Source organism: Streptomyces spororaveus (assembly GCF_016755875.1).
Lineage (GTDB): Bacteria > Actinomycetota > Actinomycetes > Streptomycetales > Streptomycetaceae > Streptomyces > Streptomyces spororaveus.
In genome coordinates this window covers 5,780,888-5,801,597 of sequence record NZ_BNED01000005.1, presented here as the reverse complement: position 1 = coordinate 5,801,597, position 20,710 = coordinate 5,780,888, and the positions used below count along the sequence as shown (strand labels likewise).

20 protein-coding genes and 1 tRNA gene are annotated in these 20,710 nt (G+C 71.9%); 8 read left to right on the top strand and 13 right to left on the bottom strand.

Translation table 11 applies throughout. The annotated features are described in order from the left end of the window. Nucleotides 1-128: 128 nt before the first annotated feature. The 3 genes from Sspor_RS28590 to Sspor_RS28580 all read left to right on the top strand — a co-directional run bounded on the left by Sspor_RS28590 (nucleotide 129) and on the right by Sspor_RS28580 (nucleotide 3,353). Nucleotides 129-1,166 (top strand): rod shape-determining protein, encoded by a 1,038-nt coding sequence (locus Sspor_RS28590; RefSeq protein ID WP_030757608.1) that lies wholly within the window; start codon nucleotides 129-131, stop codon nucleotides 1,164-1,166. Continuing rightward, nucleotides 1,163-2,728, top strand: coding sequence for a GAF domain-containing protein (locus tag Sspor_RS28585; RefSeq protein WP_202201677.1), 1,566 nt, complete (start codon nucleotides 1,163-1,165; stop codon nucleotides 2,726-2,728). The genes Sspor_RS28590 and Sspor_RS28585 overlap by 4 nt, the downstream gene beginning before the upstream one ends. A 79-nt stretch (nucleotides 2,729-2,807) precedes the next feature. Further along, nucleotides 2,808-3,353: a GNAT family N-acetyltransferase gene (locus Sspor_RS28580; protein WP_202201676.1), complete on the top strand. Its 546-nt coding sequence runs from the start codon at nucleotides 2,808-2,810 to the stop codon at nucleotides 3,351-3,353. A 10-nt stretch (nucleotides 3,354-3,363) separates the two neighbouring features. Here Sspor_RS28580 and Sspor_RS28575 read toward each other — a convergent pair whose 3' ends face one another. After that, a complete protein-coding gene (locus Sspor_RS28575) occupies nucleotides 3,364-3,804 on the bottom strand; it encodes an Lrp/AsnC family transcriptional regulator (RefSeq protein ID WP_202201675.1) in 441 nt (146 codons plus the stop codon). 69 nt (nucleotides 3,805-3,873) lie between these two features. Between Sspor_RS28575 and Sspor_RS28570 the strand changes: the two genes are divergently transcribed. Together Sspor_RS28570 and Sspor_RS28565 are read left to right on the top strand one after the other, a co-directional pair. Next, nucleotides 3,874-4,548: a LysE family transporter gene (locus tag Sspor_RS28570; RefSeq protein WP_202201674.1), complete on the top strand. Its 675-nt coding sequence runs from the start codon at nucleotides 3,874-3,876 to the stop codon at nucleotides 4,546-4,548. 91 nt (nucleotides 4,549-4,639) lie between these two features. Continuing rightward, complete coding sequence (locus Sspor_RS28565; RefSeq protein WP_202201673.1) at nucleotides 4,640-5,989, top strand: carboxyl transferase domain-containing protein; 1,350 nt, start codon at nucleotides 4,640-4,642, stop codon at nucleotides 5,987-5,989. 100 nt (nucleotides 5,990-6,089) lie between these two features. Here Sspor_RS28565 and Sspor_RS28560 read toward each other — a convergent pair whose 3' ends face one another. The 9 genes from Sspor_RS28560 to Sspor_RS28520 all read right to left on the bottom strand — a co-directional run bounded on the left by Sspor_RS28560 (nucleotide 6,090) and on the right by Sspor_RS28520 (nucleotide 15,180). Beyond that, nucleotides 6,090-7,352, bottom strand: coding sequence for a hypothetical protein (locus tag Sspor_RS28560; RefSeq protein WP_202201672.1), 1,263 nt, complete (start codon nucleotides 7,350-7,352; stop codon nucleotides 6,090-6,092). A gap of 136 nt (nucleotides 7,353-7,488) precedes the next feature. Then, the gene (locus Sspor_RS41175; protein ID WP_202201671.1) at nucleotides 7,489-8,577 is read right to left on the bottom strand and encodes a transglycosylase family protein; all 1,089 of its coding nucleotides are present in this window, start codon (nucleotides 8,575-8,577) and stop codon (nucleotides 7,489-7,491) included. Nucleotides 8,578-8,686: 109 nt separating this feature from the next. Then, nucleotides 8,687-10,576 carry a DUF1906 domain-containing protein gene (locus Sspor_RS28550; RefSeq protein ID WP_202201670.1) on the bottom strand — a complete coding sequence of 630 codons (1,890 nt, stop codon included), beginning with the start codon at nucleotides 10,574-10,576 and terminating at the stop codon, nucleotides 8,687-8,689. Between the two features lie 110 nt (nucleotides 10,577-10,686). Beyond that, a complete protein-coding gene (locus tag Sspor_RS28545; protein WP_202201669.1) occupies nucleotides 10,687-12,015 on the bottom strand; it encodes an NlpC/P60 family protein in 1,329 nt (442 codons plus the stop codon). Nucleotides 12,016-12,150: 135 nt separating this feature from the next. Next, the gene (locus tag Sspor_RS28540; RefSeq protein WP_158711930.1) at nucleotides 12,151-12,405 is read right to left on the bottom strand and encodes a hypothetical protein; all 255 of its coding nucleotides are present in this window, start codon (nucleotides 12,403-12,405) and stop codon (nucleotides 12,151-12,153) included. 31 nt (nucleotides 12,406-12,436) lie between these two features. Continuing rightward, a complete protein-coding gene (locus Sspor_RS28535; protein WP_202201668.1) occupies nucleotides 12,437-12,628 on the bottom strand; it encodes a hypothetical protein in 192 nt (63 codons plus the stop codon). A 209-nt stretch (nucleotides 12,629-12,837) separates the two neighbouring features. Then, nucleotides 12,838-14,037 carry an MAB_1171c family putative transporter gene (locus Sspor_RS28530; RefSeq protein WP_202201667.1) on the bottom strand — a complete coding sequence of 400 codons (1,200 nt, stop codon included), beginning with the start codon at nucleotides 14,035-14,037 and terminating at the stop codon, nucleotides 12,838-12,840. After that, on the bottom strand, nucleotides 14,037-14,561 hold the full coding sequence (locus Sspor_RS28525) for a regulator component (RefSeq protein ID WP_202201666.1): 525 nt from the start codon (nucleotides 14,559-14,561) through the stop codon (nucleotides 14,037-14,039). The genes Sspor_RS28530 and Sspor_RS28525 overlap by 1 nt, the downstream gene beginning before the upstream one ends. Before the next feature lie 73 nt (nucleotides 14,562-14,634). Further along, nucleotides 14,635-15,180 (bottom strand): hypothetical protein, encoded by a 546-nt coding sequence (locus tag Sspor_RS28520; protein WP_202201665.1) that lies wholly within the window; start codon nucleotides 15,178-15,180, stop codon nucleotides 14,635-14,637. 198 nt (nucleotides 15,181-15,378) lie between these two features. Here Sspor_RS28520 and Sspor_RS28515 point away from each other — a divergent pair, with 198 nt between their 5' ends. Beyond that, nucleotides 15,379-16,368, top strand: a complete 990-nt coding sequence (locus tag Sspor_RS28515; protein ID WP_202201664.1) for a helix-turn-helix transcriptional regulator — start codon at nucleotides 15,379-15,381, stop codon at nucleotides 16,366-16,368. A 38-nt stretch (nucleotides 16,369-16,406) separates the two neighbouring features. Here Sspor_RS28515 and Sspor_RS28510 read toward each other — a convergent pair whose 3' ends face one another. Continuing rightward, nucleotides 16,407-17,240: a helix-turn-helix domain-containing protein gene (locus tag Sspor_RS28510; protein ID WP_202201663.1), complete on the bottom strand. Its 834-nt coding sequence runs from the start codon at nucleotides 17,238-17,240 to the stop codon at nucleotides 16,407-16,409. Nucleotides 17,241-17,288: 48 nt separating this feature from the next. On the opposite strand from Sspor_RS28510, the gene Sspor_RS28505 reads away from it, so the two are divergent. After that, nucleotides 17,289-17,651, top strand: a complete 363-nt coding sequence (locus tag Sspor_RS28505) for a cupin domain-containing protein (protein ID WP_202201662.1) — start codon at nucleotides 17,289-17,291, stop codon at nucleotides 17,649-17,651. Nucleotides 17,652-17,697: 46 nt separating this feature from the next. Here Sspor_RS28505 and Sspor_RS28500 read toward each other — a convergent pair whose 3' ends face one another. Continuing rightward, complete coding sequence (locus Sspor_RS28500; protein ID WP_202201661.1) at nucleotides 17,698-18,960, bottom strand: MFS transporter; 1,263 nt, start codon at nucleotides 18,958-18,960, stop codon at nucleotides 17,698-17,700. Between the two features lie 301 nt (nucleotides 18,961-19,261). On the opposite strand from Sspor_RS28500, the gene Sspor_RS28495 reads away from it, so the two are divergent. Beyond that, nucleotides 19,262-20,368, top strand: coding sequence for a carboxylate-amine ligase (locus tag Sspor_RS28495; RefSeq protein ID WP_202201660.1), 1,107 nt, complete (start codon nucleotides 19,262-19,264; stop codon nucleotides 20,366-20,368). Nucleotides 20,369-20,445: 77 nt separating this feature from the next. On the opposite strand, the gene Sspor_RS28490 is transcribed toward Sspor_RS28495, so the two are convergent. Next, nucleotides 20,446-20,522: transfer RNA gene (locus Sspor_RS28490), tRNA-Ile, on the bottom strand. Nucleotides 20,523-20,710: the final 188 nt, after the last annotated feature.

Sequence of the window (20,710 nt, the reverse complement as noted above, 5' to 3'; positions counted from 1 at the left end):
ATGCAGCCGCGACGCACCCCCCGGCCGGAGCATCTCAACGGGCCATAAGACCGAATAGCCCGCGATGATATGAAAAGTGACCGGCATTTCCGTCGGTCCTTGCGTCAGCGCTCTCGGGAGGATCTGCCGTGACCGTCAGTCTTGAGCAGTTGCGCCGCTGCCACGTCGCCGTCGACCTGGGGGCGGCAAGAACCCGCGTGTACGTCAAGGGCGCCGGCCTCGTGGTCGACGAACCCAGCGTCGCCGCGGTCAACACGCGCACCGGCGCACTCATCGCCGTCGGCTCCTTCGCCGAACGGATGACCGGCCGCACGCCCGACTACATCCGGGTCGTACGCCCCGTCTCCGGCGGCACCGTCGTCGACATCGAGATGGCCCAGCGGATGCTGCGTCATCTCCTCGGCGAGAAGCTGCGGCGCGCCCTGCGCCGCAAGCCCCGGCTGCGGGCCGCCGCCTGCACCCCGCACGACGCGGACCCGCTCGCCCAGCGGGCCACCGTGGAGACCCTCGTCGGGCTCGGCGCCCGGCGTGTCGAACTGGTCGACACCCTGATCGCGGCGGCCGTCGGCTGCGGACTCCCCGTGGAGCAGCCGACCGCGACGATGATCATGGTGTGCGGGGCGGCGGCCACCCAGGTGGCCGTCCTCTCCCTCGGGTCCATCGTCACCGCCCAGCGGATCCCGGTCGGCGGCGAGGCCATCGACCACGCGGTCGTCCAGCACCTGCGCCACGCGCACGAGCTGATGCTGCCCAGCCAGGCGGTCCGGCCGCTGCAACTGGCCCTCCACGGCAACGGCCTCACCGTCGGCGGCCCGGCCTCCACCCTGATCCACGGCCGCGACGTGGCCACCGGCCTCGCCCGCTCCGTGCAGGTGGACACCGCAGCCGTACGGGACGCCATCTACACCCCGCTGACCGCCGTCCTCGACGGAATCGGCAAGGTGCTGCGGGACTGCCCGCCGGACCTGGTGGCCGATCTGACGGACCGGGGGATCATGATGGTGGGCGGCAGCGCCCTGCTGCCGGGCCTGGACCAGATGCTGCGGGACGCCACCGGAATGCCCGTCGCCATCGCGGAACGGCCGGACGTGTGCGCCGTACTCGGTCTCGGCGCGATGCTCGAAGGGAAGATCGCCCCCATGGTCCTCAACCCCCTGGCCGAATGACGGACACAGGGCAGGCACCCGACGAGGAGACGGCGCGCCTTCCGGTGCTGCTGGAGGCCGTCCTCAACGTCGGGTCCGAGCTGGAGCTGCACACCACCCTGCAGCACATCGTGGACTCGGCGACCGAGCTGTGCTCGGCCCGGTACGGAGCGCTCGGGGTCGTCGACCCCGAGCGCTCCGTACTGACCCGGCTGTTCACGGCCGGGCTCACCGAGGAGGAGCGGGCCGCCATCCCGCACCTGCCCGACGCGCGTTCCGGGGTGCTCGGAGCCCTCGTCGGCGACCCGCGACCGCTGCTCCTGGACGACGTCGCCGAGGACCCGCGGGCCGCCGGCTTCCCACCGGGCCATCCGCCCATGCACAACCTCCTGGGCGTTCCGATCCGGGTGCACACGGAGGTCTTCGGCAACCTCTACCTCACCGAGAAGCGCGGCGGTGGCCCCTTCACGGACGAGGACCTCGCCCTGCTGCGCGTCCTGGCCTCGCAGGCGGGCATAGCGATCGGCAACGCCCGGCTCTACGAGACCGCGCGCCGCCGGGAGCGCTGGATCGACGGCGCCGCCGCCGTGACCACCGCCCTGCTCGCCGGACGCCCTGCGGCGGACGCCCTGCGCTGCGTGGCCGAGCGGGCCCGGCTGCTCGCGGACGCCGCGGCCGGCGTGGTGCTCCAGCCGACCCCCGAGGGCGGCATGGAGATCGTGGCCGCCTCCACGCAGGGGGACCCCGGGGACCTGCTGGGGACGGCCATCGCCCCCGGTTCGCCGGTACTGGTCCAACTGCTCGGCGGCGAACCCGTCTTCATCGACGACTCGGCGACGGACCCCCGGATGACCACGCACGTCCGGGAGCGGTTCGGGCCGAGCATGATGCTTCCGCTGCAGAGCGGCGGCCAGCTGATCGGCACCCTGGCCCTGCCCCGCGCCCGGGGCGGCCCCGCGTACGACGCGGTGGACCGGCTGCTCGCCTCGCAGTTCGCCTCCCAGGCCGCGCTGGCCCTCGTACTGGCGGACGCCCAGCACGACCGGGAGCAGCTGGCGGTGTACGAGGACCGCGACCGGATCGCGCGCGACCTGCACGACCTGGTGGTCCAGCGGCTCTTCGCCACCGAGATGATGCTCGAAAGCACTCGGCGGCGGGCCGCGAACGCCCCCACCGGGGACACGGTGGGCGACGAGCTCAGCCGGGCCGTGGACGAGCTGGACTCCACCATCCAGGAGGTCCGGACGGCCATCTTCGCCCTCCAGCAGCCGCCGACCGACGCCCCGACGACCTTCCGCGGCCGGGTACTGCGCGAGACGGGCGGCGCCGCGGCCGTGCTCGGCTTCCAGCCGTCGGTGCACTTCGCGGGCGCGGTGGACGCCCTGCTGCCGGACCCGGTGGCGGCCGGCCTGCTCGGGGCCCTGCGCGGCGCGCTGGCCGCGGCGCACCGGCGCGGCGAGATCACCTTCATCGACGTACAGGTGGACGCGAGCCCGTCCCGGGTCCGCCTGACGGTGGCGGACGACGGCCTCACGGAGTCCGGCGCGCGGGGCACGACGGTGACGTGGGAGTCGGCGCTGTAGCCGGGCGGCGGCCCGCCGGGCCCGCATCGGAAACGGCTGGTCGCGGGCGTCCGCCCCGCGGTTGTGCTTCGATGCGCCGATGGACATCGAAAGCGCTCGGCCGGCCGGTGGAGCCCCGGTCCGGCAGGTCCGGCCTCGGACGGACGGTGATCTCGGCGCGTGCGTCCGGGCACTCGCCGAGGTCCACGAGCGGGACGGCTACCCCGTGAACTGGCCGGACCACCCCCGGGACTGGCTGTCCGGACCGGCGCTGCTCGCGGCCTGGGTGGCGGAGCTGGACGGGCGGATCGTCGGTCACGTCGGCCTCTCCCGCAGTGCGGCGGACGATGCGGCGCCCGCGCTGTGGAGCAGCCGCGAGGGCGTGAGCAGTGCGGCGGCCGCCGTGGTCGGCCGCCTGTTCGTCGCCCCTGCGGCACGAGGCCACGGGATCGGCGCACTGCTCATGGCCCGGGCGGTACGGGAGGCGCGGGAACGCGGCCTGCATCCCGTGCTCGACGTCGTGGCCTCCGACGCCGCGGCGGTGGCTCTCTACGAGCGTCTGGGCTGGGAGCTGCTGGCCACGGTCGAACAGCGCTGGAGCCCGGAGCAGACCGTGTCCGTGCGGTGCTACGCGGCGGCCGGGTGACCGGGAGGGATCAGTTCTGGCCCGGCCGGGTGGCCGCGCGGAGCGCGATGCGGGTGTTGGACTGGGCCACCCCCGCCTCCCGTTTCATCCGGCGGAGCAGCCCGTCGAGGGCGGCGGGATCGGCGGCCCGGGCGCGTACGAGGTAGTCGTGCTCGCCCGTCACGTGCACGACCTCGGTGATCCCGGAGAGCTTGGCGACCTGCCGCTCGAACTCCTCGTTGGTGGTGTCCTGCCGCAGCGTGACGTCGATGAAGACGACGAGCCCGCCGGCGGTGTCGGCGGCCGGGTCCACGATCGTGGTGAACCCGCGGATCACCCCTTCGCGGCGCATCCGTCGTACCCGGTCGGCGGTGGCGTTGGCGCTGAGGCCGACGCGGACTCCCAGATCCCGGTACGAGATCCGCGCATCCTGCTGCAGGATGCCGAGGATTTCCCTGTCGAGGCGGTCCATACCGCGATTCTCGCAGCCGGGCCCGGTATGCGCGCTCGTCCCCCGACGGCCGGGCCCGACGCTCACCCCATGAGCGAACTGATGACACCGACGCTGGCCGGTGCGGCCGCGGGCCTGGGTGTGGCGATGCCCATGGGCGCGATGAGCGTGCTGCTGCTCCAGGAGGCGATGCGCGACCGCCGCACGGCCGTGGCGGCGGCCGCGGGAATCGCGGCGGTCGACCTCGGCTACGCGGCCCTGGCCACCGCCGTGGGCCCCTGGGTGGCCTCCCACATCTCCCCGGTCGAGGCCTGGGTCCGCCTGGCGTCGGCGGTGATCCTGCTGGCCATCGCCGCCCACGGCCTGGCCGGAGCCCGCCCCACCGGCGGCGGCCACCCGGACGCCGCCGACTCCGCCGCGTCCGGCCCCGCGGCGTCCGGCCCCGGGCGGGTCGGCGTGCTCGTGTCGGCGCGGCCCGGGAAGGCCTTCGTCCGGTACGTCGGGCTGACCGCCCTCAACCCCACCACCGCGCTCTACTTCGCCGCCCTCACCACCGCCCAGGGCGCCGCGCTGCGAACCGGTGCGGCCGGGGGCGCGTTCCTCCTCGGGGTCGGCGCCGCCTCGCTCCTGTGGCAGCAGGCCCTCGTGGCTCTCGGCTCCCTCGCCGGCACCCGTATCCCCGACCGCGCCCGCGTCTGGACCTTCCGCCTCGGCTACGGGCTGGTCGCCGCGTACGCGGTGAAGATCGCCCTCCCGCTCCCGTGACCGGCCGGCCGGCCGAAGGCCCCGTCCAAGTACTGTCTTCCGTAAACGACTTCGACCACCGTCGACCGCCGACCCGACCTGGGGTGCCCCCGTGACGACCCGTCTCTCGGCCCGCGCGGCCATCGCCTCCGTGTCCGACACCGGCAGCTTCACCGAACTCCCCGCGCCCGGGCGGGAGTCGCCCGCCGACGGCCCCCTGGGGTGGACCGGCTACGACGACTCGCGCGCCCGCGCCGCCGAACGCACCGGCGAGCGGGAGTCCGTGGTCACCGGCACCGCCCGGATCGGCGGCCGCGAGGCCACCGTCATCTCCTTCGAGTTCGGCTTCCTCGGCGGCTCTCTGGGGCAGCGCACCGGGGACCGGCTCGAAGCCGCGTACGCCCACGCCCGCGCACACCGGCTCCCCCTGGTCTCCCTCATCGCCACCGGCGGCTCCCGGATGCAGGAGGGGATGCTCGCACTCACCCAGCTCCAGCGCGTGGCCCGCCAGTGCGTCCTGACCCGGGCCGCGGGGCTCCCCCAGCTGGCCGTCCTGCGCGACCCGACCACCGGCGGCGGCTGGGCCACCCTCGGAGCCGGGGCCGATGTCGTCCTCGCGCTCCCCGCAGCCCAGGTCGGCTTCGCCGGCTCCCGGGTACGTCCGCCGGACGCGGATCCGGCCGCCTACTGCGCCGAGGGCCAGTACGCCGCCGGCCATGTGGACGCCGTCGTACCCGCCGCCGAGCTGCCCGGCACCCTCGCCGACTGGCTCCGCGTCCTGGCCGCGCCCCGCCCCGCGGAGCCGGTCGAACCGCCGGCCGCACTGGCGGACGTGGCACCGCCGCCGACCGGCTGGGACGCCGTCCAGCAGGCCAGGCACCCCGAGCGGCCGCACGCCGCCGCGTACCTGGACGCGTACTTCGAGCTCCGCCTGCCGCTCTCCGGGGACCGGGCGGGTGGCACCGACCCCGGGATGCTGTGCGGATTCGGGCTGCGCGAGGGCCGCGCCGTCGCCTACGCCGCCCAGTGCGGCACCGCCACCCGCCCGGCGGGATACCGCACGGCCGCCCGCGTCATCCGCCTCGCGGACCGGCTCGGCATCCCGGTGCTCACCCTGGTGGACACCCCGGGCGCGGCCAACGACGCCGCCGCGGAACACGCGGGCGCGGGCCCGGCCATCGCCGACACCTTCGCGGCGCTGGCCGAGGCCACCGTCCCCGTCACCACCCTGCTGATCGGCGAGGGCGGCTCGGGCGGAGCCCTCGCGCTGGCCGCGCCGGGGAACACCTGGGTCACCCCGGACAGCTACTTCTCGGTGATCGCCCCGGAACTGGCGGCGGCCATCCTCAAGCGGCCCCCGTCGGCCGCGCCGGCCACGGCGGACCAACTGCGCGTGCGCCCCCAGGACCTGGTGGCCCTGGGGGTCGCCCGCGGCATCGTCGGCCCGGCGCGTACCCCCTGAGCCCACGGCCACCGCCGGCTGCCGGACGTGATCCGCTACTCGGTCGCACGCCGGTCCGACCCGGGGGATCGGTACGGAGGCCGCCGGATCGCCCGGCTCATCAGGAGTGGATGATGCCCTGGGTGGCGCGGCCGTCGCCGTCCCAGTCGCCGGTGAGGGGGGTGTCGCCGGCGTCGCCGTAGGTGACGGAGGTGACGGTGCCGTCGTCGTGACGGAAGTAGAAGGTGCGGTTGGCGGGCATGTAGACACCGATGTTGGTGCGGCCGGTGTGGTCCCAGTCGCCCGCCAGCGGAATGCTGTCGGAGTTGCCGAAGGTGACGGTCTGGTCGGCAGGGCCCTCGGTGTTGCTGTTGCGCAGGTAGAACGTGCTGGTGGCGGGATCGTAAAGGCCGACGGTCACCGTTCCGTTGCCGTCCCAGTCACCGGCGATCGGCCGCCAGTCACCGCCGTTGCCGAAGGCGAACGAGGAGACCGTACCGTTGTCGTGACGGAGGTAGAACTTGCCCGTGTCGGGCATGTAGACGCCGATCTGGGAAGTGGTCCCGTCCCAGCGGCCCAGCACCGGACGGTTACCGGCGTTGCCGAACGCGAGCGTGGCCTGCGCCGTGCTCCCCGAATTCGCCAGGTAGAACGTCGAGGTCGTCGGATCATAGGCCGCCTGCGTGTCCTTGCCGTCCCCGTCGAAGTCACCCGCCAGCGGAACCATCGGCGTGTTCCCGAACCCGAACTCCGGACGAGTCGACACACCCGAACCCGCGTTGTCCGACAGGTACCAGCTCATGACCTTCTGGGCGGGTACCGGCGGGGTGGAGGAGCCGCCCTCGACCGTGTGGTCGTAGCGGTACGGCTGGTAGCCGCCCGAGACGATGTAGGAGCGCGAGTAGCTGCTGGTGCGTGCGTTGGTCCCGGGCCTCGCCTCTTCGATGATGTTCGCCCTGGTGTGCCCGGCGTCGGCCCAGCCGGTGAACAGCACGACGTGCTGGCTGATGTTGTCGAGCGCGTCACCGGGGCGCAGGTCGTCGAGACTGCCCAGCCTGGTCGCGTAGTCGGGCAGGGTCCACGTGGTGAAGCCGCTGTTGGTCCCGGCGGTGTTGATGTGCCAGGCCATCGACACCAGTCCCGAACAGTCCTGCCGGTAGGTGCCGTTGCTGTCCGTCCTGTACGACGTCTGGCTGTACGGGACCTGTGCGTCGACCCAGGACTGGGCCCGGGCGATGATCTCGGAGCGCGATATGTCACCGCCGACCGAGGACGTGCCCACCGCGTGGGCGCTCGACGCGAGGGCCGCGGTGCCAAGGACGGTGCTGGCGGTAATGGCGGTCGCGAGGGCGAGACGGGTGAGCTTGCCGATCTTGCGGGACATGAATGCTCCTTGGGTGAACGGCTTCTGGCCGTGGCAGGTCGAGCGGGAGGGGTGGGACCGGAGAATTGCCCCCGCGTACGGGCGGGGAGCGGACATGGGTGTCCGCGGTGTTCGAAGACGCGCGAGCTGCGTGACCTCAGCGCGGATGGACGGCGCCCTGGGTGGCGCGGCCGTCGCCGTCCCAGTCGCCGGTGAGGGGGGTGTCGCCGGCGTCGCCGTAGGTGACGGAGGTGACGGTGCCGTCGTCGTGACGGAAGTAGAAGGTGCGGTTGGCGGGCATGTAGACACCGATGTTGGTGCGGCCGGTGTGGTCCCAGTCGCCCGCCAGCGGAATGCTGTCGGAGTTGCCGAAGGTGACGGTCTGGTCGGCAGGGCCCTCGGTGTTGCTGTTGCGCAGGTAGAACGTGCTGGTGGCGGGATCGTAAAGGCCGACGGTCACCGTTCCGTTGCCGTCCCAGTCACCGGCGATCGGCCGCCAGTCACCGCCGTTGCCGAAGGCGAACGAGGAGACCGTACCGTTGTCGTGACGGAGGTAGAACTTGCCCGTGTCGGGCATGTAGACGCCGATCTGGGAAGTGGTCCCGTCCCAGCGGCCCAGCACCGGACGGTTACCGGCGTTGCCGAACGCGAGCGTGGCCTGCGCCGTGCTCCCCGAATTCGCCAGGTAGAACGTCGAGGTCGTCGGATCATAGGCCGCCTGCGTGTCCTTGCCGTCCCCGTCGAAGTCACCCGCCAGCGGAACCATCGGCGTGTTCCCGAACCCGAACTCCGGACGAGTCGACACACCCGAACCCGCATTGTCCGACAGGTACCAGCCGAGCTCCTTGACCGGCGGCTGCGGAGGGGTCACGGGCCCCGGGTAGGGATTCTCGTGGTCCGCCCCGAGACCGGCCTTGGGGCCGCAGCTCGGCCAGGCACCCGGGCCCTGCGAAGCGAGGACCTTCTCGGCGGTCAGGATCTGTTGCTGCTTGGTGGCCTGGTGGGCGTAGGGCGCGTACTGGCCGCCGCCGTAGGCGAGCCAGGTGGACGGGGAGAACTGGAGGCCGCCGTAGTAGCCGTTGTGGGTGTTGATGCTCCAGTTGCCTCCGCTCTCGCACTGGGCGACCTTGTCCCAGGTGCCCACCGAGGCCGCGGAGGCCTGTCCGGGGCCGAGGACGACCGGGGCGGCGAGGGCGAGCAGGACGGTGGCGGTGGCGAGTGCCGACTTCCGGCGGATGGTGGTCATGGTGTATCCCCCCTGGGACGTGGAGTTCTCGTGTGTGGAGCCGCACGGGGCCCCGGGTCCCGCCGGAATCAGCGGGACCCGCGAAGGTGGAGCGGGGTTCGGTGTTGCGTCACCACTGGCCGGTGAGGGGGGTGTCACCCGGGACACCGAAGCGGACGCTGTAGATGACCTGGTCGGAATCCTTGCCGGCACCGAAGAAGTCAGAATCCCGGTAGACGCCGACCTTGTCCGTACCGTCGCCGTTCCAGTCACCCTTGATCGGGGTGTCCCCCGGATTACCGAACTTGACCTGGTGATTCACCGGCGCACTCGTCTGGGAATCCGTCAGATAGAACGTCTGGTCCGAACCCCGGTACACACCGACCGTGTCCTTGCCGTCCCCGTTCCAGTCACCCGTCATCGGCGTGTCACCCTCGACACCCATCCGCACCGAATACGCCGCAACCCGATTGTCATTGCTCAGATAGAACGTCTGGTCCGCCGGGTGATACACACCGATCGTGTCCGTCCCGTTCCCGTCCCAGTCACCCACCAACGGAACATCCCCAGGACTCCCGTACATCACCGAAATCGCAGTCGTACCATTGTCATTGCTCAAATGGAACGTCGAATCCCCCGGACGGTACACACCGAACGTGTCCTGCCCATCCGCATTCCAGTCACCCGTCAACGGCTTGTCACCAGGAACCCCGAAACCAGACCACCCGTACAAACCACCACTACGGTCCGCCACATAGAACTTCGCCTCATCCGACCGGTACACACCCGCGTTCGTCGGCTTACGGGTCCCGTTCAGCGCGACGTCCATGTAGTCCCGGTCGATCTGGATCTGCTTGCCGCCCCAGGTCTCCGTCACGTTTCCGCTGTACTGGTGAACGCGCTGGTGGTTGGCCCAGGCCCAGGCGGGCAGCGCCGGGTCGTTGGTGTCGGCGACACCGTTCCAGTTGGCGCTGAAGACGACGTCGGGCATCGTGTGGCTGCTCGCGTGGGCGGCCAGGTCGGCGATTCCGGACGAGGAGCTGCTGTAGACCGCCGAGTTGTAGCCCCGGGCGTGGAGCTGTTCGGTCCACGCGGACAGGAAGGCGAGCACGTTGCCCGAGTAGGTCTTGTTGTACGCCTCCATGTCGTAGTACAGCAGCGCTCCGGGCCCGAGGCCCAGGGACGCGGCCTGGTTCGCCGCGTCGTCGGCGGCGCTGCGCCCCTCGGCGGCGGGCGAGGTGATCTGGCTCGCCTGGGCGCCGACGTAGATCGGCATGAAGCGCCAGCCGGCGGATGCCTGCTGCTGGACCCACGAGGCGGTGAGGTTCTTCTGTGCGCACGCCCGGTTGCGGCCGCCTATGTAGATGCCGACCGCGTCGTACGGCGAGTGCGCCTTCCACGCGTCCATCGTCGCGGAGTCCGGGGCGGCGCAGGCGTCGAACCCCTTGCCGGTGTAGTTCGTCAGGGCGGCCGACGAGGTGGCGGCGGTCGCGGATGCCGACGCCTCCGGCTGCGCGGCCGGCGCCGCGGAGGCGCGGGCCCGGGTCTTGGGGGCCGAGGTCGGTATCCCGGCACTGGTGAGGATCTTGCGGACCAGCGCCTGGTCCTCGGCGTAGGTCGCCGTGACGCGGATGCCCTGGGCCCCGCCGACGATCTCGCGGTCGGCCTCGGACACCGTGGTGCCGCCCGGCGCCGCTTCGCCGGACGTGTCGGGCTCGACCAGCAACGCCTCGGTCCGTCCCACCAGTCGCGACGGGCAGGCCTGCTGCGAGCCCGGGGTGCCGAGGTAGACGGCGTGGCGGTCGAACCGGACGCAGGCGGTCGGGTCGGCACCGAGGTCGACGACGTCCCAGCCGGCGGGAACCTCGAACCGGTGGCCCTGGAAGGTCACCGCCTTGGAGTCGGGGGTGGGCGCCGCCGCCTGGGCCGACACGGCGGCCGGGCCGATGACGGCTGCTGTCGCGGCCAGTACGGCGAGGCCCCGGCCGAGGGGCGGCAGGGAAACACGTGCTCGTGACATGGAGTTCTCCTGTGTGGAGCAGCACGGGGCCCCGGGTCCCGCCGGAATCAGCGGGACCCGCGCAGCCGGGGTTGCTCGTGGAAAGGGTCAGTGCCGGGTTCGGTGTTGCGTCACCACTGGCCGGTGAGGGGGGTGTCACCCGGGACACCGAAGCGGACGCTGTAGATGACCTGGTCGGAGTCCTTGCCGGCACCGAAGAAGTCAGAATCCCGGTAGACGCCGACCTTGTCCGTACCGTCGCCGTTCCAGTCACCCTTGATCGGGGTGTCCCCCGGATTACCGAACTTGACCTGGTGATTCACCGGCGCACTCGTCTGGGAATCCGTCAGATAGAACGTCTGGTCCGAACCCCGGTACACACCGACCGTGTCCTTGCCGTCCCCGTTCCAGTCACCCGTCATCGGCGTGTCACCCTCGACACCCATCCGCACCGAATAAGCCGCAACCCGGTTGTCATTGCTCAGATAGAACGTCTGGTCCGCCGGGTGATACACACCGATCGTGTCCGTCCCGTTCCCGTCCCAGTCACCCACCAACGGAACATCCCCAGGACTCCCGTACATCACCGAAATCGCAGTCGTACCATTGTCATTGCTCAAATGGAACGTCGAATCCCCCGGACGGTACACACCGAACGTGTCCTGCCCATCCGCATTCCAGTCACCCGTCAACGGCTTGTCACCAGGAACCCCGAAACCAGACCACCCATACAAACCACCACTACGGTCCGCCACATAGAACTTCGCCTCATCCGACCGGTACACACCCGCGTTGGTGGGAGTGGCGTCCTCGATGATGTTCTTGTAGCGGTAGGGGATGTAGGAGCTGGCGTTGTTGAAGTAGGCGTAGGGGATGACGCGGCGCACGGCGTTCGGAGGGGTCTGCTCGATGCCGATGTAGGAGGTGTGGGACGCGTCGGTCCACTGCTCGAAGATGGTGACGTGCGAACCGCGCTCCGGGTTGGAGGGGTTGTGGAAGAGCAGCATGTCGCCCTTGCGCAGGTCGTTCTTCGATATGCGGTCCGCGAAGGTGTCGAGGTTGCCGGTCCAGGCGCTGGTGCCGAGGTTCCAGGCCATGGAGACGAGGCCGGAGCAGTCGGTGCGGTAGCCGTCGCGGTAGTTGTTCATGCTGTACGGGACCTTGGCGTCGACCCAGGTCTTGGCCCGGGCGATGACCGCGCTGCGGGTGATCGGGGCGGCGGCGCTCTGCGCGGCCGCCGCGCCGGAGAAGGTGCTCTTGCCGGCCCCCTCGGTCTTGAGGGGCTCCGGCTTGCCCTGCGGACGCTCGACGTCCGCGGTGGCGGCGACCGCCGCGACGGCGGCGGCGGACGGCGCGTCCACCTGGGCGGCGTTGACGGGTGCGGAGGCGAGGACGGCCGTGGCGAGGGAGAGGGCCACGAGGGTGCCGGTGGCGCGGGCCACGCCGGACTTGCTGGGCATGAAGTCTCCTTGGAGGCAGCGTCGGTCGACGGGCCGGCCGTTGGGCCTGGGCGCCGCCGGAAGAGCGGGGAAGACAGGGGAGAGAGGCCGGCCGGCCCTCGACGGGCGGGCGGACCGCGATGCGCGGGGCCTCGATCAGGGGTGGAACGTGACGGAGTAGCCGTGGACTCCGGTGCCGCCCGAGGCGAGCGTGTCGACGACGAGGCGGCGGACTTTGGCCTGTGCGATGTCGGTGCGGGCGGCGCGGATGAAGAGGACGATCCCGATGCCGTCCGGATGCGTGCGGGCCCTGATGTGTTCCATGCCGCAGTCGGGTGTGGCGTGGGCCCACAGGGCGTCGACCAGGGCGTGTGCCTGGTGGTCGGTCGGCAGGGTTCCTCCCGTCGGCATCAAGGTGAGATGGACGGGTAGCACCGCGGGGTCAGTCCCAGCCGATGCCGTTGTCCGACGCGCCCGCCGCGGACACGGACACCGTCGCGTGGGCCGGGATGACGTCCCAGCCGATGCCCTTCGGGTCCGTCGCCGTCGTGGCGGCAGACGCGAGGGGGGCCGCCACACCGGACAGGACCGAGGCGGCGAAGACGGTGGCGAGTAGGCGGGCGGTCGTGGACATGGCGGTTTCCCCCAGGTGTGACGTGAGCAGGAAGTTCGGGACAGGCGGTTGGCGCCGTGGCCCCCGGGTCCGGCCGGGAGTTGCCTCCCCCGCCGTTCCGGTGAGCACTATCCTGCCGACCCCGAAGACCCCGGGGAAGGCGATGCGGACGTCAGCATTAGGACTGGCCGCATCAGGACGCGGCCCCCGCCGACCTGCGGCGATGCCCCCTACCGGACCTCCTGGCCCGCCGCCCGCCGCACCGCCTCGGCGCCCCCGCGGGGCAACTGCCCGTAGGCCGAGGCGACCTTGAGCAGCCAGGCCACCTCCTCGGCGGGCGTCCTGCTGTGCGCCGGGGGCGGCGCGGGGGCTTGGCAGGCGTCCGGCTCCCCGTGGAGCACCGAGAACAGCCACTCCGCCTCCGCCCGGGCGGTCGGCACCCCGCCTCCGGGGTGTGCGTCGCCGGGGGCCTCCGCGGGCTGCTGCGCCCCCGTCGCCGCGGAGCGGTCCCGGAGGACGAGGCAGGCGTCGCGGATCTCGAAGGCCCGGTGGGCCACGTCGAGGGTCCGGTCCCCTGTGACGAACAGGTCGCGCGTCCGGCCCATGCGCGGTCCGAACGCGACCGACGGGACGGCGTGGAGCAGGTCCGACCACAGCGGGTGCAGGCGCCACAGCGCGTACTGGTCGCCGACGTAGCGGACGAGCGTCCGCAGCGGCGGCAGGCCCACGCCCACGAGGATGAGGAGGAGGGAGATCACCGGGAGGATCTCGGAAACGGCATCGGGGGTTCCGCGCCCCGGGACGTCCGGCCGGCTCTCCTGGTGGGCGAGGAACACCACCCGGTACATGGTGTAGACGAAGCCCATCGCGCCGCCGCCGGCCAGGCACACGACTCCGGCGCGCAGGAGTCCCGCGGGCACGCTGCGGCGGTTCGACCAGAAGAGCTTCGCCGACAGGGCCGTGGCGATGCCGAGGTAGACGTAGACGATGCTCTCGTACAGGCGCACCGCCGGGTCGCCGAGGTGGGCGTCGGTCACCCGGGTCGGCGGGGCGCCGGGGTCGTGCTCGAAGAAGAAGACGAACAGCACGGTGAGGGCCAGTGCGGCGGCCGCCACGAAGGCGAGGCGCAGCCACACGGCCGCCGCCCGGCGCGGTCCGCGGCCGTGGACCGCGATCACGTACTCCACGGCGCAGTAGTTCGACGCCAGCCCGGCGAGGTGTTTGACCAGCACGGACAGGTCGGGTGACCCGGTGAGGCCCCGGATGAGGAGGTCCACCTCGGGCGGTCTGGTCGTCAGTGCGACGGCGATCGCGGCGAGGAACCCCCACAGGAACCGGGAGGCGCGCGTGCCGCCCAGGGCGGAGGGGGCACGCCAGAGCACCATGGCCCACATGAGGGCGGGCAGGGTGAAGTGGTATATGGAGTACATCAGTTGCCCCGCCAGCGGCGCATGCGGCGCACCGGGTGGGCGAGGCTGGTGGCCAGCCGGCGTGAGGAGGGGGTGCCGACCCGGTCGGCGCCGGCGAGGTCGGCCAGGAGCACGGCGATCATCTCGGCCTCCTGTTCCTCGACGGAGGCGAAGTTGATGCGCGCGGCGCCGAGCGTCCGTACGACGAGGTCCGGGGTCAGTTCGGAGAGGGCCTGTGCGAGCTGGGCCAGTTCGACGTTGTGGGTGTGCCCGCACAGCACGTGGCCGAGTTCGTGGAGCTTGATCAGGTCCTGGTGGGCCGGACTGGTCTTCTGCTCGTAGAAGATGACGTCCAGGCTGGGCAGGGCGATCCACGCCCCGCACGGTGAGGCGAATCCGAGATCGGGCAGCGGCTCCATCACGATCGGGCGTCCGCGGTGGCGGGCCAGTGCGTCCCTGAAGGAGTCGACCGTGAACGGGTCCGGCAGCTCGATTTCGGCCAGGATGCCCTCGCACCGTCTTCGCAGGCCCCGGGGTACAGGCATGGCGGCAGCGAATCCTTCGGTCTGCAGTAGATCAGCGGTCGGTGAGGTGCCCTCAGGCTACTAACGATCTCTCTCAGCAGCCGCTTTGGGAGATCCGGTCGGGGGCGCCGCCGCCGTCCCCGGCCGCCTCCGCCTCCAGTGCGCTCAGCCGGTCCGCGAGCGCGGCCAGCATGTGGAGGCTGTTATCGGACAGACCCGAGGCACGTTGTGCGAGGCCGATGACGCCGGCGTTTCCGGCGGCCGCGCGGATGTTCGCCAAGGCGTCCAGGGCGAGCAACTGCTCGTCGACGACTGCGGCTTTGGCGTCGTCCAGGAAGTACGTCGCCCCGCAGCGGATCCCGAACGCGAGGCCCAGCCAGTCCAGGGTCTCCACGGTGGGGTTCGGGGGCTGGCCCTTCTGCGTGGTGGCCTGGTGCAGATTGCGGATCGTGTCCCGGGAGATGACGCCGCGTCCGGCGATCCGGTTGACCCGCTCCGCCAGCTCCCGGTAGGCGGGGGCCTTCCCGCCCGCCCGGGCGGTCTCCTGGACGATCAGCCGGTCGAGCCGCTCGGAGATCTTCTGAGCGCGGTCGGGCAGCGACGATGGGTGCTCGCGGCCCCCACCTGCTCCTGCGTCCATCCCAGCCAGCTCCGATCCGTCGGCGAATCACGATACCCGCAAGCCTGATGGCGATTTTACTAGCCACGCCACCCATTGCCCATCATGAGGGACTTGGGACATTTATTGGCCGGAAGTCGTCGGGCTGATTGGCGCTCGCGGGGGTGGGCCGTAAGGTCGTGGCGATTGTAATCGTCGCATGGCTGGGGGGCTGGGCGGATGCTGGATGTACTGGGGCTCGACCGCGGGGTGGAAGCGGTGTACCGGGCGATGCTGGCCCACCCGGAGGGCAGCGTGCAGGATCTCTGCGACCAACTGGGCGTACCGGAAAGCACCGTGCGCGACGCCCTGGACAAGCTCGCCGACCTGAGACTGCTGCGCGCCTCCCGGGACGTCCTGGGCGAGATGCGGCCGGTCAGCCCCGAGGTGGGCCTGGAACTGCTCCTGCGGCGCCAGGAGGAGGAACTCCTGCGCCGGCGGCAGGACCTCGAGCTCGGCAAGGCCGCGGCCGCACGGGCGATCGCCGAGTACGCCGACCTCCGCCCCGCCACCCGGACCGCGACCAGCGAGCGACTGGTCGGCCTCGACGCCATCCAGGCGCGACTGGAGGGCCTCGCCCGGGAGATGTCCGGCGAGTGCCTCTCGGTGATGCCCGGCGGAGCCCAGTCCCAGGCCAGCCTCGACGCGTCCAGACCGCTCGACGACGCCGCCCTCAGCAGGGGGATCTCCATCCTGACGCTCTACCAGGACAGCGTGCGGCACGACCCCGCCACGCTCGCGTACGCGCGGTGGACGACCGGGCGCGGCGGCATGGTGCGCACCTGTCCGACGCTCCCGCCGCGCATGCTCGTCTTCGACCGCCGGGTCGCCGTCGTGCCGATCGACCCGGCCGACACGAAGCGCGGCGCGATCTGCATCAGCGAAGCCGGGGTCGTCGCCTCCCTGGTCGCCCTGTTCGAGCAGACGTGGCACTCCGCGGTCCCGCTCGGCGCCGACCGCTCCAAGGACACCCGTACCGGTCTCAGTACGGCGGAGCAGGAACTGCTCACGCTGCTCGCGTCCGGCCTCACCGACGAGGTCGCGGGGCGTCGGCTCGGCATCTCCGCCCGCAGCGTGCGGCGGCAGATGGCGGGGCTCATGGAGCGCCTGGACGCGTCGAGCCGGTTCGAGGCCGGACTGAAGGCGGCCCAGCGCGGCTGGCTCCAGTAGCGCCACCGCAGTTCTCCCGCAGGACTTCCCCCTGGCCTTCACCCCCGGCCGGAGCGGGCGAACCGCGCCGGGCTGGTCCCCACGTGCCGCCCGAAGTGCCGGGTCAGGTGCGCCTGGTCGTAGAAGCCCGCGGCCGTCGCCGCCTCCGCCGGCCGCATCCCCGCCAGCAGCAGCCGCCGGGCCAGCTCCACCCGCCGCCCGGTCAGGTACGCGTGCGGCGGCAGCCCGTACGCCGCCTTGAAGCTCCGGATCAGGTGGGTGGGGTGGACACGGCCCAGCTCCGCCGAAGCCTCCTCCAGGCCGATCCCCTCGGTCACCCGCGCGTCGAGCAGCTCGCGCAGCCGTACGGCGAGGCCCGCGCCCGGCGCCCCGTACGCCGTCGGCGCGCGGCCCGCGAGCCACCGGTGCAGCCGTTCCCGTACGAAGGCCAGCCGCGACTCGGCCTCCAGCCGCTCGACCGCCCCGGCCGGCAGCTCCGGCGCGCCCAGCGCCACGTGCAGGCCGTGCACGCGCTCGCGCAGCGCCGGGTCGAGCAGCAGCGGGGCGTCGACGGCGGCCCCGGTCAGGCCTTCGGGCAGGACGGAGGCGTCGAGGTAGAGGACGCGCTTGCGGAACCCGGCCTCGGTGACGGTCCGCCCGTCGTGGGCCACCCCGGGCGGCAGCAGGATCACGGAGTTCCGGAGCCCGACGCCGTGGCGCTCACGGTCCAGGGCGAAGTCGACCCGCCCGCCGTCCAGGATCATCAGCGCCCAGGTGTCGTGCACGTGCGTCGGATAGGCGTGGTCGGTGAACCGGGCGTGGAAGACCTCGGCGATCCCCGCGACCGGCGGCTGCCAGGCGGAGACGGTGCTGCGCGGGCGTATCGCGGCCATGTCAGGAACGTACAAGACCGCCCGCGGGGGTGGCGACAGGCTGTCCGCATGACGACACACAAGGTCAACATCGCCGAGAAGCTGGCCGGATTCACCGAGCTGTGGGCGCCGCGCCGCATCGCCCGCGTCAACGACTACGAGGTCAAGGCCGCCAAACTGCGGGGCGAGTTCGTGTGGCACAGCCACGAGGACACCGACGAGCTCTTCCTCGTGGTCAGCGGCACCCTGACGATCCGCCTGCGCGACGGGGACGTGGTGCTGGGCCCCGGCGAGATGTACGTGGTCCCGCGCGGGGTGGAGCACTGCCCGGCGGCGGACGAGGAGACGGCGATGCTGCTGTTCGAACCGACCGGCACCGCCAACACCGGCGACGTGGGCGGCGACCGCACCCGGGACCCGGTGGACGCGTAGGCGATCCGGCGGGTCGGGGCCGGTTCAGAGCCGGTTCAGGGCCGGTTCAGGCTTGGGGGAAGCGGGCGTCGTAGCGGGCGAAGTCGCGCCAGCGCAGCGCGAGCAGACCCAGTACCAGGACACAGGCCAGCCCGCCGCCCGTGACGGCCACGGCCGGGGAGATCAGGTCGGCGGTGGTCCCGGCGAGGAAGTCACCGAGCCGGGGCCCGCCCGCGACGACGATGATGAAGACGCCCTGCAGGCGGCCGCGCATGTCGTCGGGGGTGGCGGCCTGGAGCATGGTGGTGCGGAACACCATCGAGGCGGTGTCCGCGTAGCCGGCCAGGGCCAGGAAGAACATGCCGAGCCAGAGGTTCCGGGTGATCCCGAACACCGCGACGGCCAGCCCCCAGCCGGCGACGGCGAGCAGGATCGCCAGCCCGTGCCGGCGGATGCGTCCCTGCCAGCCGGAGAACAGCCCGCCCAGCAGCGCCCCGGCGGCCATCGCGGCGACCAGCAGGCCGACCGTGCCGGGGCCGCCGCCGAACCAGAGCCCGGCGATGGCCGGGAACAGTGCGCGGGGCTGGGCGAGCACCATGGCGGCCAGGTCGGAGAAGAAGGTCATCCGGATGTTGGGCCGGGTGCCGAGGAAGCGCAGTCCGTCGAGAACGGAGGCCCTTCCCCGCGCGCCCTCGGCCCGGTCGGGCTTCATCGGCGGCAGCTTCCACATCGCGTAGAGCGCGGCGCTGAAGGTGACGGCGTCGATCAGGTAGGCCGTCTCGTAGCCCGCGACGGTGACGATGAATCCGCCGAGGGCCGGGCCCACCATCGAGCCGAAGGTCATGGTCACGGAGTTCAGGGCGTTGGCGGCGGGCAGCTGTTCCACCGGCAGCAGCCGGGGGATCATGGCGGACCGCGCCGGTCCGCTGAGCGCCCCGCAGACCGCCTGGAACGCGACGACGGCGTACAGGAACCAGACGCGGTGGAAGTCGAGCAGCGCGGCGGCGGCGAGCACGACCGACAGCGCTGCGGCGCCCATCGAGCTGTAGAGGCCGAGCTTGCGCCGGTCCACGGTGTCGGCGATCGCGCCGCCGTAGAGGCCGAAGGCGACGAGCGGGACGAGCGAGAAGAGTCCGACGAGCCCGACCGAGAAGCTGGACCGGGTGATGTCGTAGACCTGGAGGGAGATCGCGAGGGTGGTCATCGCCTGGCCGACCCAGGAGATGGTTCCGCCGAACCAGAGCCGCCGGTAGTCCGCGGATGCGCTCAGCGGAGTGAGGTCGGCGAATATGCGCTGCCAGAGCTGGGGTGGGGCGGTCGTCCGGGTCACAGCGGATGATAACCACCGGCCGCCGGCCGCCCTCCTGGATTTTTCGGCCCTTCACACACCGGCAACAGTCGCCACATCCGGCTCCGGGCTCCCGGCCCGGATGGCGCATTGCCGGTAACTCGCCACTATCACCGGACATTTGACTGAATCGCCGTGCGCTCCTCACCTCGTGTTCAGCTCATGATGAAAAGACTCGTATGTCCAGGGAGGCGTAGTGATCGAACCTGGCAACAGCAACACGAGCACCGGCACTGGCACTAGCACTGGCACTGGCACTGGCACTGGCACGACGCAGAACACGGTGCGCACCACCGTCCCCCTCACCGTCGGCGTCGAGGAGGAGTTCCTGCTCGTCGACGCCCGCAGCTTCCGGGTGGTCCCCGCCGCCCCGCTGGTCCTGGCGACGGCCGGCGGGCTGCCCGGCGAACTCCACCCGGAGGGCACCCGCTACCAGGTGGAGATCTCCACCCCGATCGCCCACTCGGCGGCTTCGCTGCGCACCGAGCTCGCCGCCCTGCGGCGTACCCTCGGCCGGGCCGCCCGGGCCCACGGATGCCGGCTGCTGGCCGCCCCCTCGCCGGTCGTCGCCGTGGAGGGGCCGCTGCACCTGACCGACGACGAGCCGCGCCAGCGCGAGCAGCACCGCCGCTTCGGCGCGCTCACCGACACGCTGGTCAGCTGCGGCCGCCACATCCACATCGGCACGCTCGACGTGGACACGGCGGTGGCCGTCTCCAACCGGATCAGACCCTGGCTGCCCACGCTGATCGCGCTGGCCGCCAACTCGCCGTTCTGGGGCGGCCGTGACACCGGTCACGCCAGCTGGCGGGCGATGGCCTGGTCCGGCTGGCCCTCGGCGGGCCTGCCCCCGCACTTCACGTCGACGGCGCACTTCCGGCGCTCGGTGCAGACGCTGCTCGGCTCCGGGGCGGCCCTGGACACCAAGATGGTCTACTGGGACCTCCGCCCCTCCGGGCACTGGCCGACGCTCGAAATCCGGGCGCCCGACATGTCCCCGGACATCGACACGGCCATCCTGCAGGCCGAACTGGCCCGCGCGCTGGTCTCCACGGCGCTGCGCGAGATCGCGGAGCGGCGCCCCGAACCGGCCGTACGGGACGACGTACTGCGCCTCGCGCGCTGGCGGGCGGCCCACGACGGCCTGGAGGGCTTCGGCCTCGACCCGTACTCGGGGACGGAGCTCCCCGCGGCGGACCTCGCGGAGGCCCTGCTGGACCTGGTCGCCCCGGAACTGTCCGCCGCGGGCGACCTCGACCACGCCGCCAAGACCCTGGCGGGCCTCCTGCGCGACGGCTCGGGTGCCCACCGCCAACGGGTGGCATTCGCCCGCCGCCAGGACCTGACGGACGTCCTGCGTCACCTCACGGACGAAACGGAGGACTTCTGACCCCACCCCGGCCCGTGCGAAACGGTGCCCGGAAACGCCGAAGCCGCAGGTGCGATCGTTTCTGCACCTGCGGCTTGTGGTGGGGCGGGTGGGACTCGAACCCACGGCCGACGGATTATGAGTCCGCTGCTCTAACCGGCTGAGCTACCGCCCCTTCACGGCGTGGCGCGTACACGTGTGCGCGCCGTCTGCCGCAGCATAGCCGCTCATACGATCTCCTGCCTCGGATGCCTCGCATGATCGGCTTCGCCTGTTCAGAGAGACCGCGCTGAGGGCTGTCCGGTTCCCGGACGGGGCGACAAAGAAAAGAAGAGGACCCCTCGGGGTCCTCTTCTTCTTCCT

Excerpts from the sequence above, each read along its gene's own strand:
- Sspor_RS28535 (WP_202201668.1), bottom strand. The coding sequence starts at position 12,628 with ATGTCCACGACCGCCCGCCTACTCGCCACCGTCTTCGCCGCCTCGGTC.
- Sspor_RS28560 (WP_202201672.1), bottom strand. The coding sequence starts at position 7,352 with ATGTCCCGCAAGATCGGCAAGCTCACCCGTCTCGCCCTCGCGACCGCC.
- Sspor_RS41175 (WP_202201671.1), bottom strand. The coding sequence starts at position 8,577 with ATGACCACCATCCGCCGGAAGTCGGCACTCGCCACCGCCACCGTCCTG.
- Sspor_RS28545 (WP_202201669.1), bottom strand. The coding sequence starts at position 12,015 with ATGCCCAGCAAGTCCGGCGTGGCCCGCGCCACCGGCACCCTCGTGGCC.
- Sspor_RS28540 (WP_158711930.1), bottom strand. The coding sequence starts at position 12,405 with ATGCCGACGGGAGGAACCCTGCCGACCGACCACCAGGCACACGCCCTG.
- Sspor_RS28510 (WP_202201663.1), bottom strand. The coding sequence starts at position 17,240 with ATGGCCGCGATACGCCCGCGCAGCACCGTCTCCGCCTGGCAGCCGCCG.
- Sspor_RS28570 (WP_202201674.1), top strand. The coding sequence starts at position 3,874 with ATGAGCGAACTGATGACACCGACGCTGGCCGGTGCGGCCGCGGGCCTG.
- Sspor_RS28520 (WP_202201665.1), bottom strand. The coding sequence starts at position 15,180 with ATGGACGCAGGAGCAGGTGGGGGCCGCGAGCACCCATCGTCGCTGCCC.
- Sspor_RS28550 (WP_202201670.1), bottom strand. The coding sequence starts at position 10,576 with ATGTCACGAGCACGTGTTTCCCTGCCGCCCCTCGGCCGGGGCCTCGCC.
- Sspor_RS28525 (WP_202201666.1), bottom strand. The coding sequence starts at position 14,561 with ATGCCTGTACCCCGGGGCCTGCGAAGACGGTGCGAGGGCATCCTGGCC.
- Sspor_RS28530 (WP_202201667.1), bottom strand. The coding sequence starts at position 14,037 with ATGTACTCCATATACCACTTCACCCTGCCCGCCCTCATGTGGGCCATG.
- Sspor_RS28580 (WP_202201676.1), top strand. The coding sequence starts at position 2,808 with ATGGACATCGAAAGCGCTCGGCCGGCCGGTGGAGCCCCGGTCCGGCAG.
- Sspor_RS28505 (WP_202201662.1), top strand. The coding sequence starts at position 17,289 with ATGACGACACACAAGGTCAACATCGCCGAGAAGCTGGCCGGATTCACC.
- Sspor_RS28515 (WP_202201664.1), top strand. The coding sequence starts at position 15,379 with ATGCTGGATGTACTGGGGCTCGACCGCGGGGTGGAAGCGGTGTACCGG.
- Sspor_RS28585 (WP_202201677.1), top strand. The coding sequence starts at position 1,163 with ATGACGGACACAGGGCAGGCACCCGACGAGGAGACGGCGCGCCTTCCG.
- Sspor_RS28575 (WP_202201675.1), bottom strand. The coding sequence starts at position 3,804 with ATGGACCGCCTCGACAGGGAAATCCTCGGCATCCTGCAGCAGGATGCG.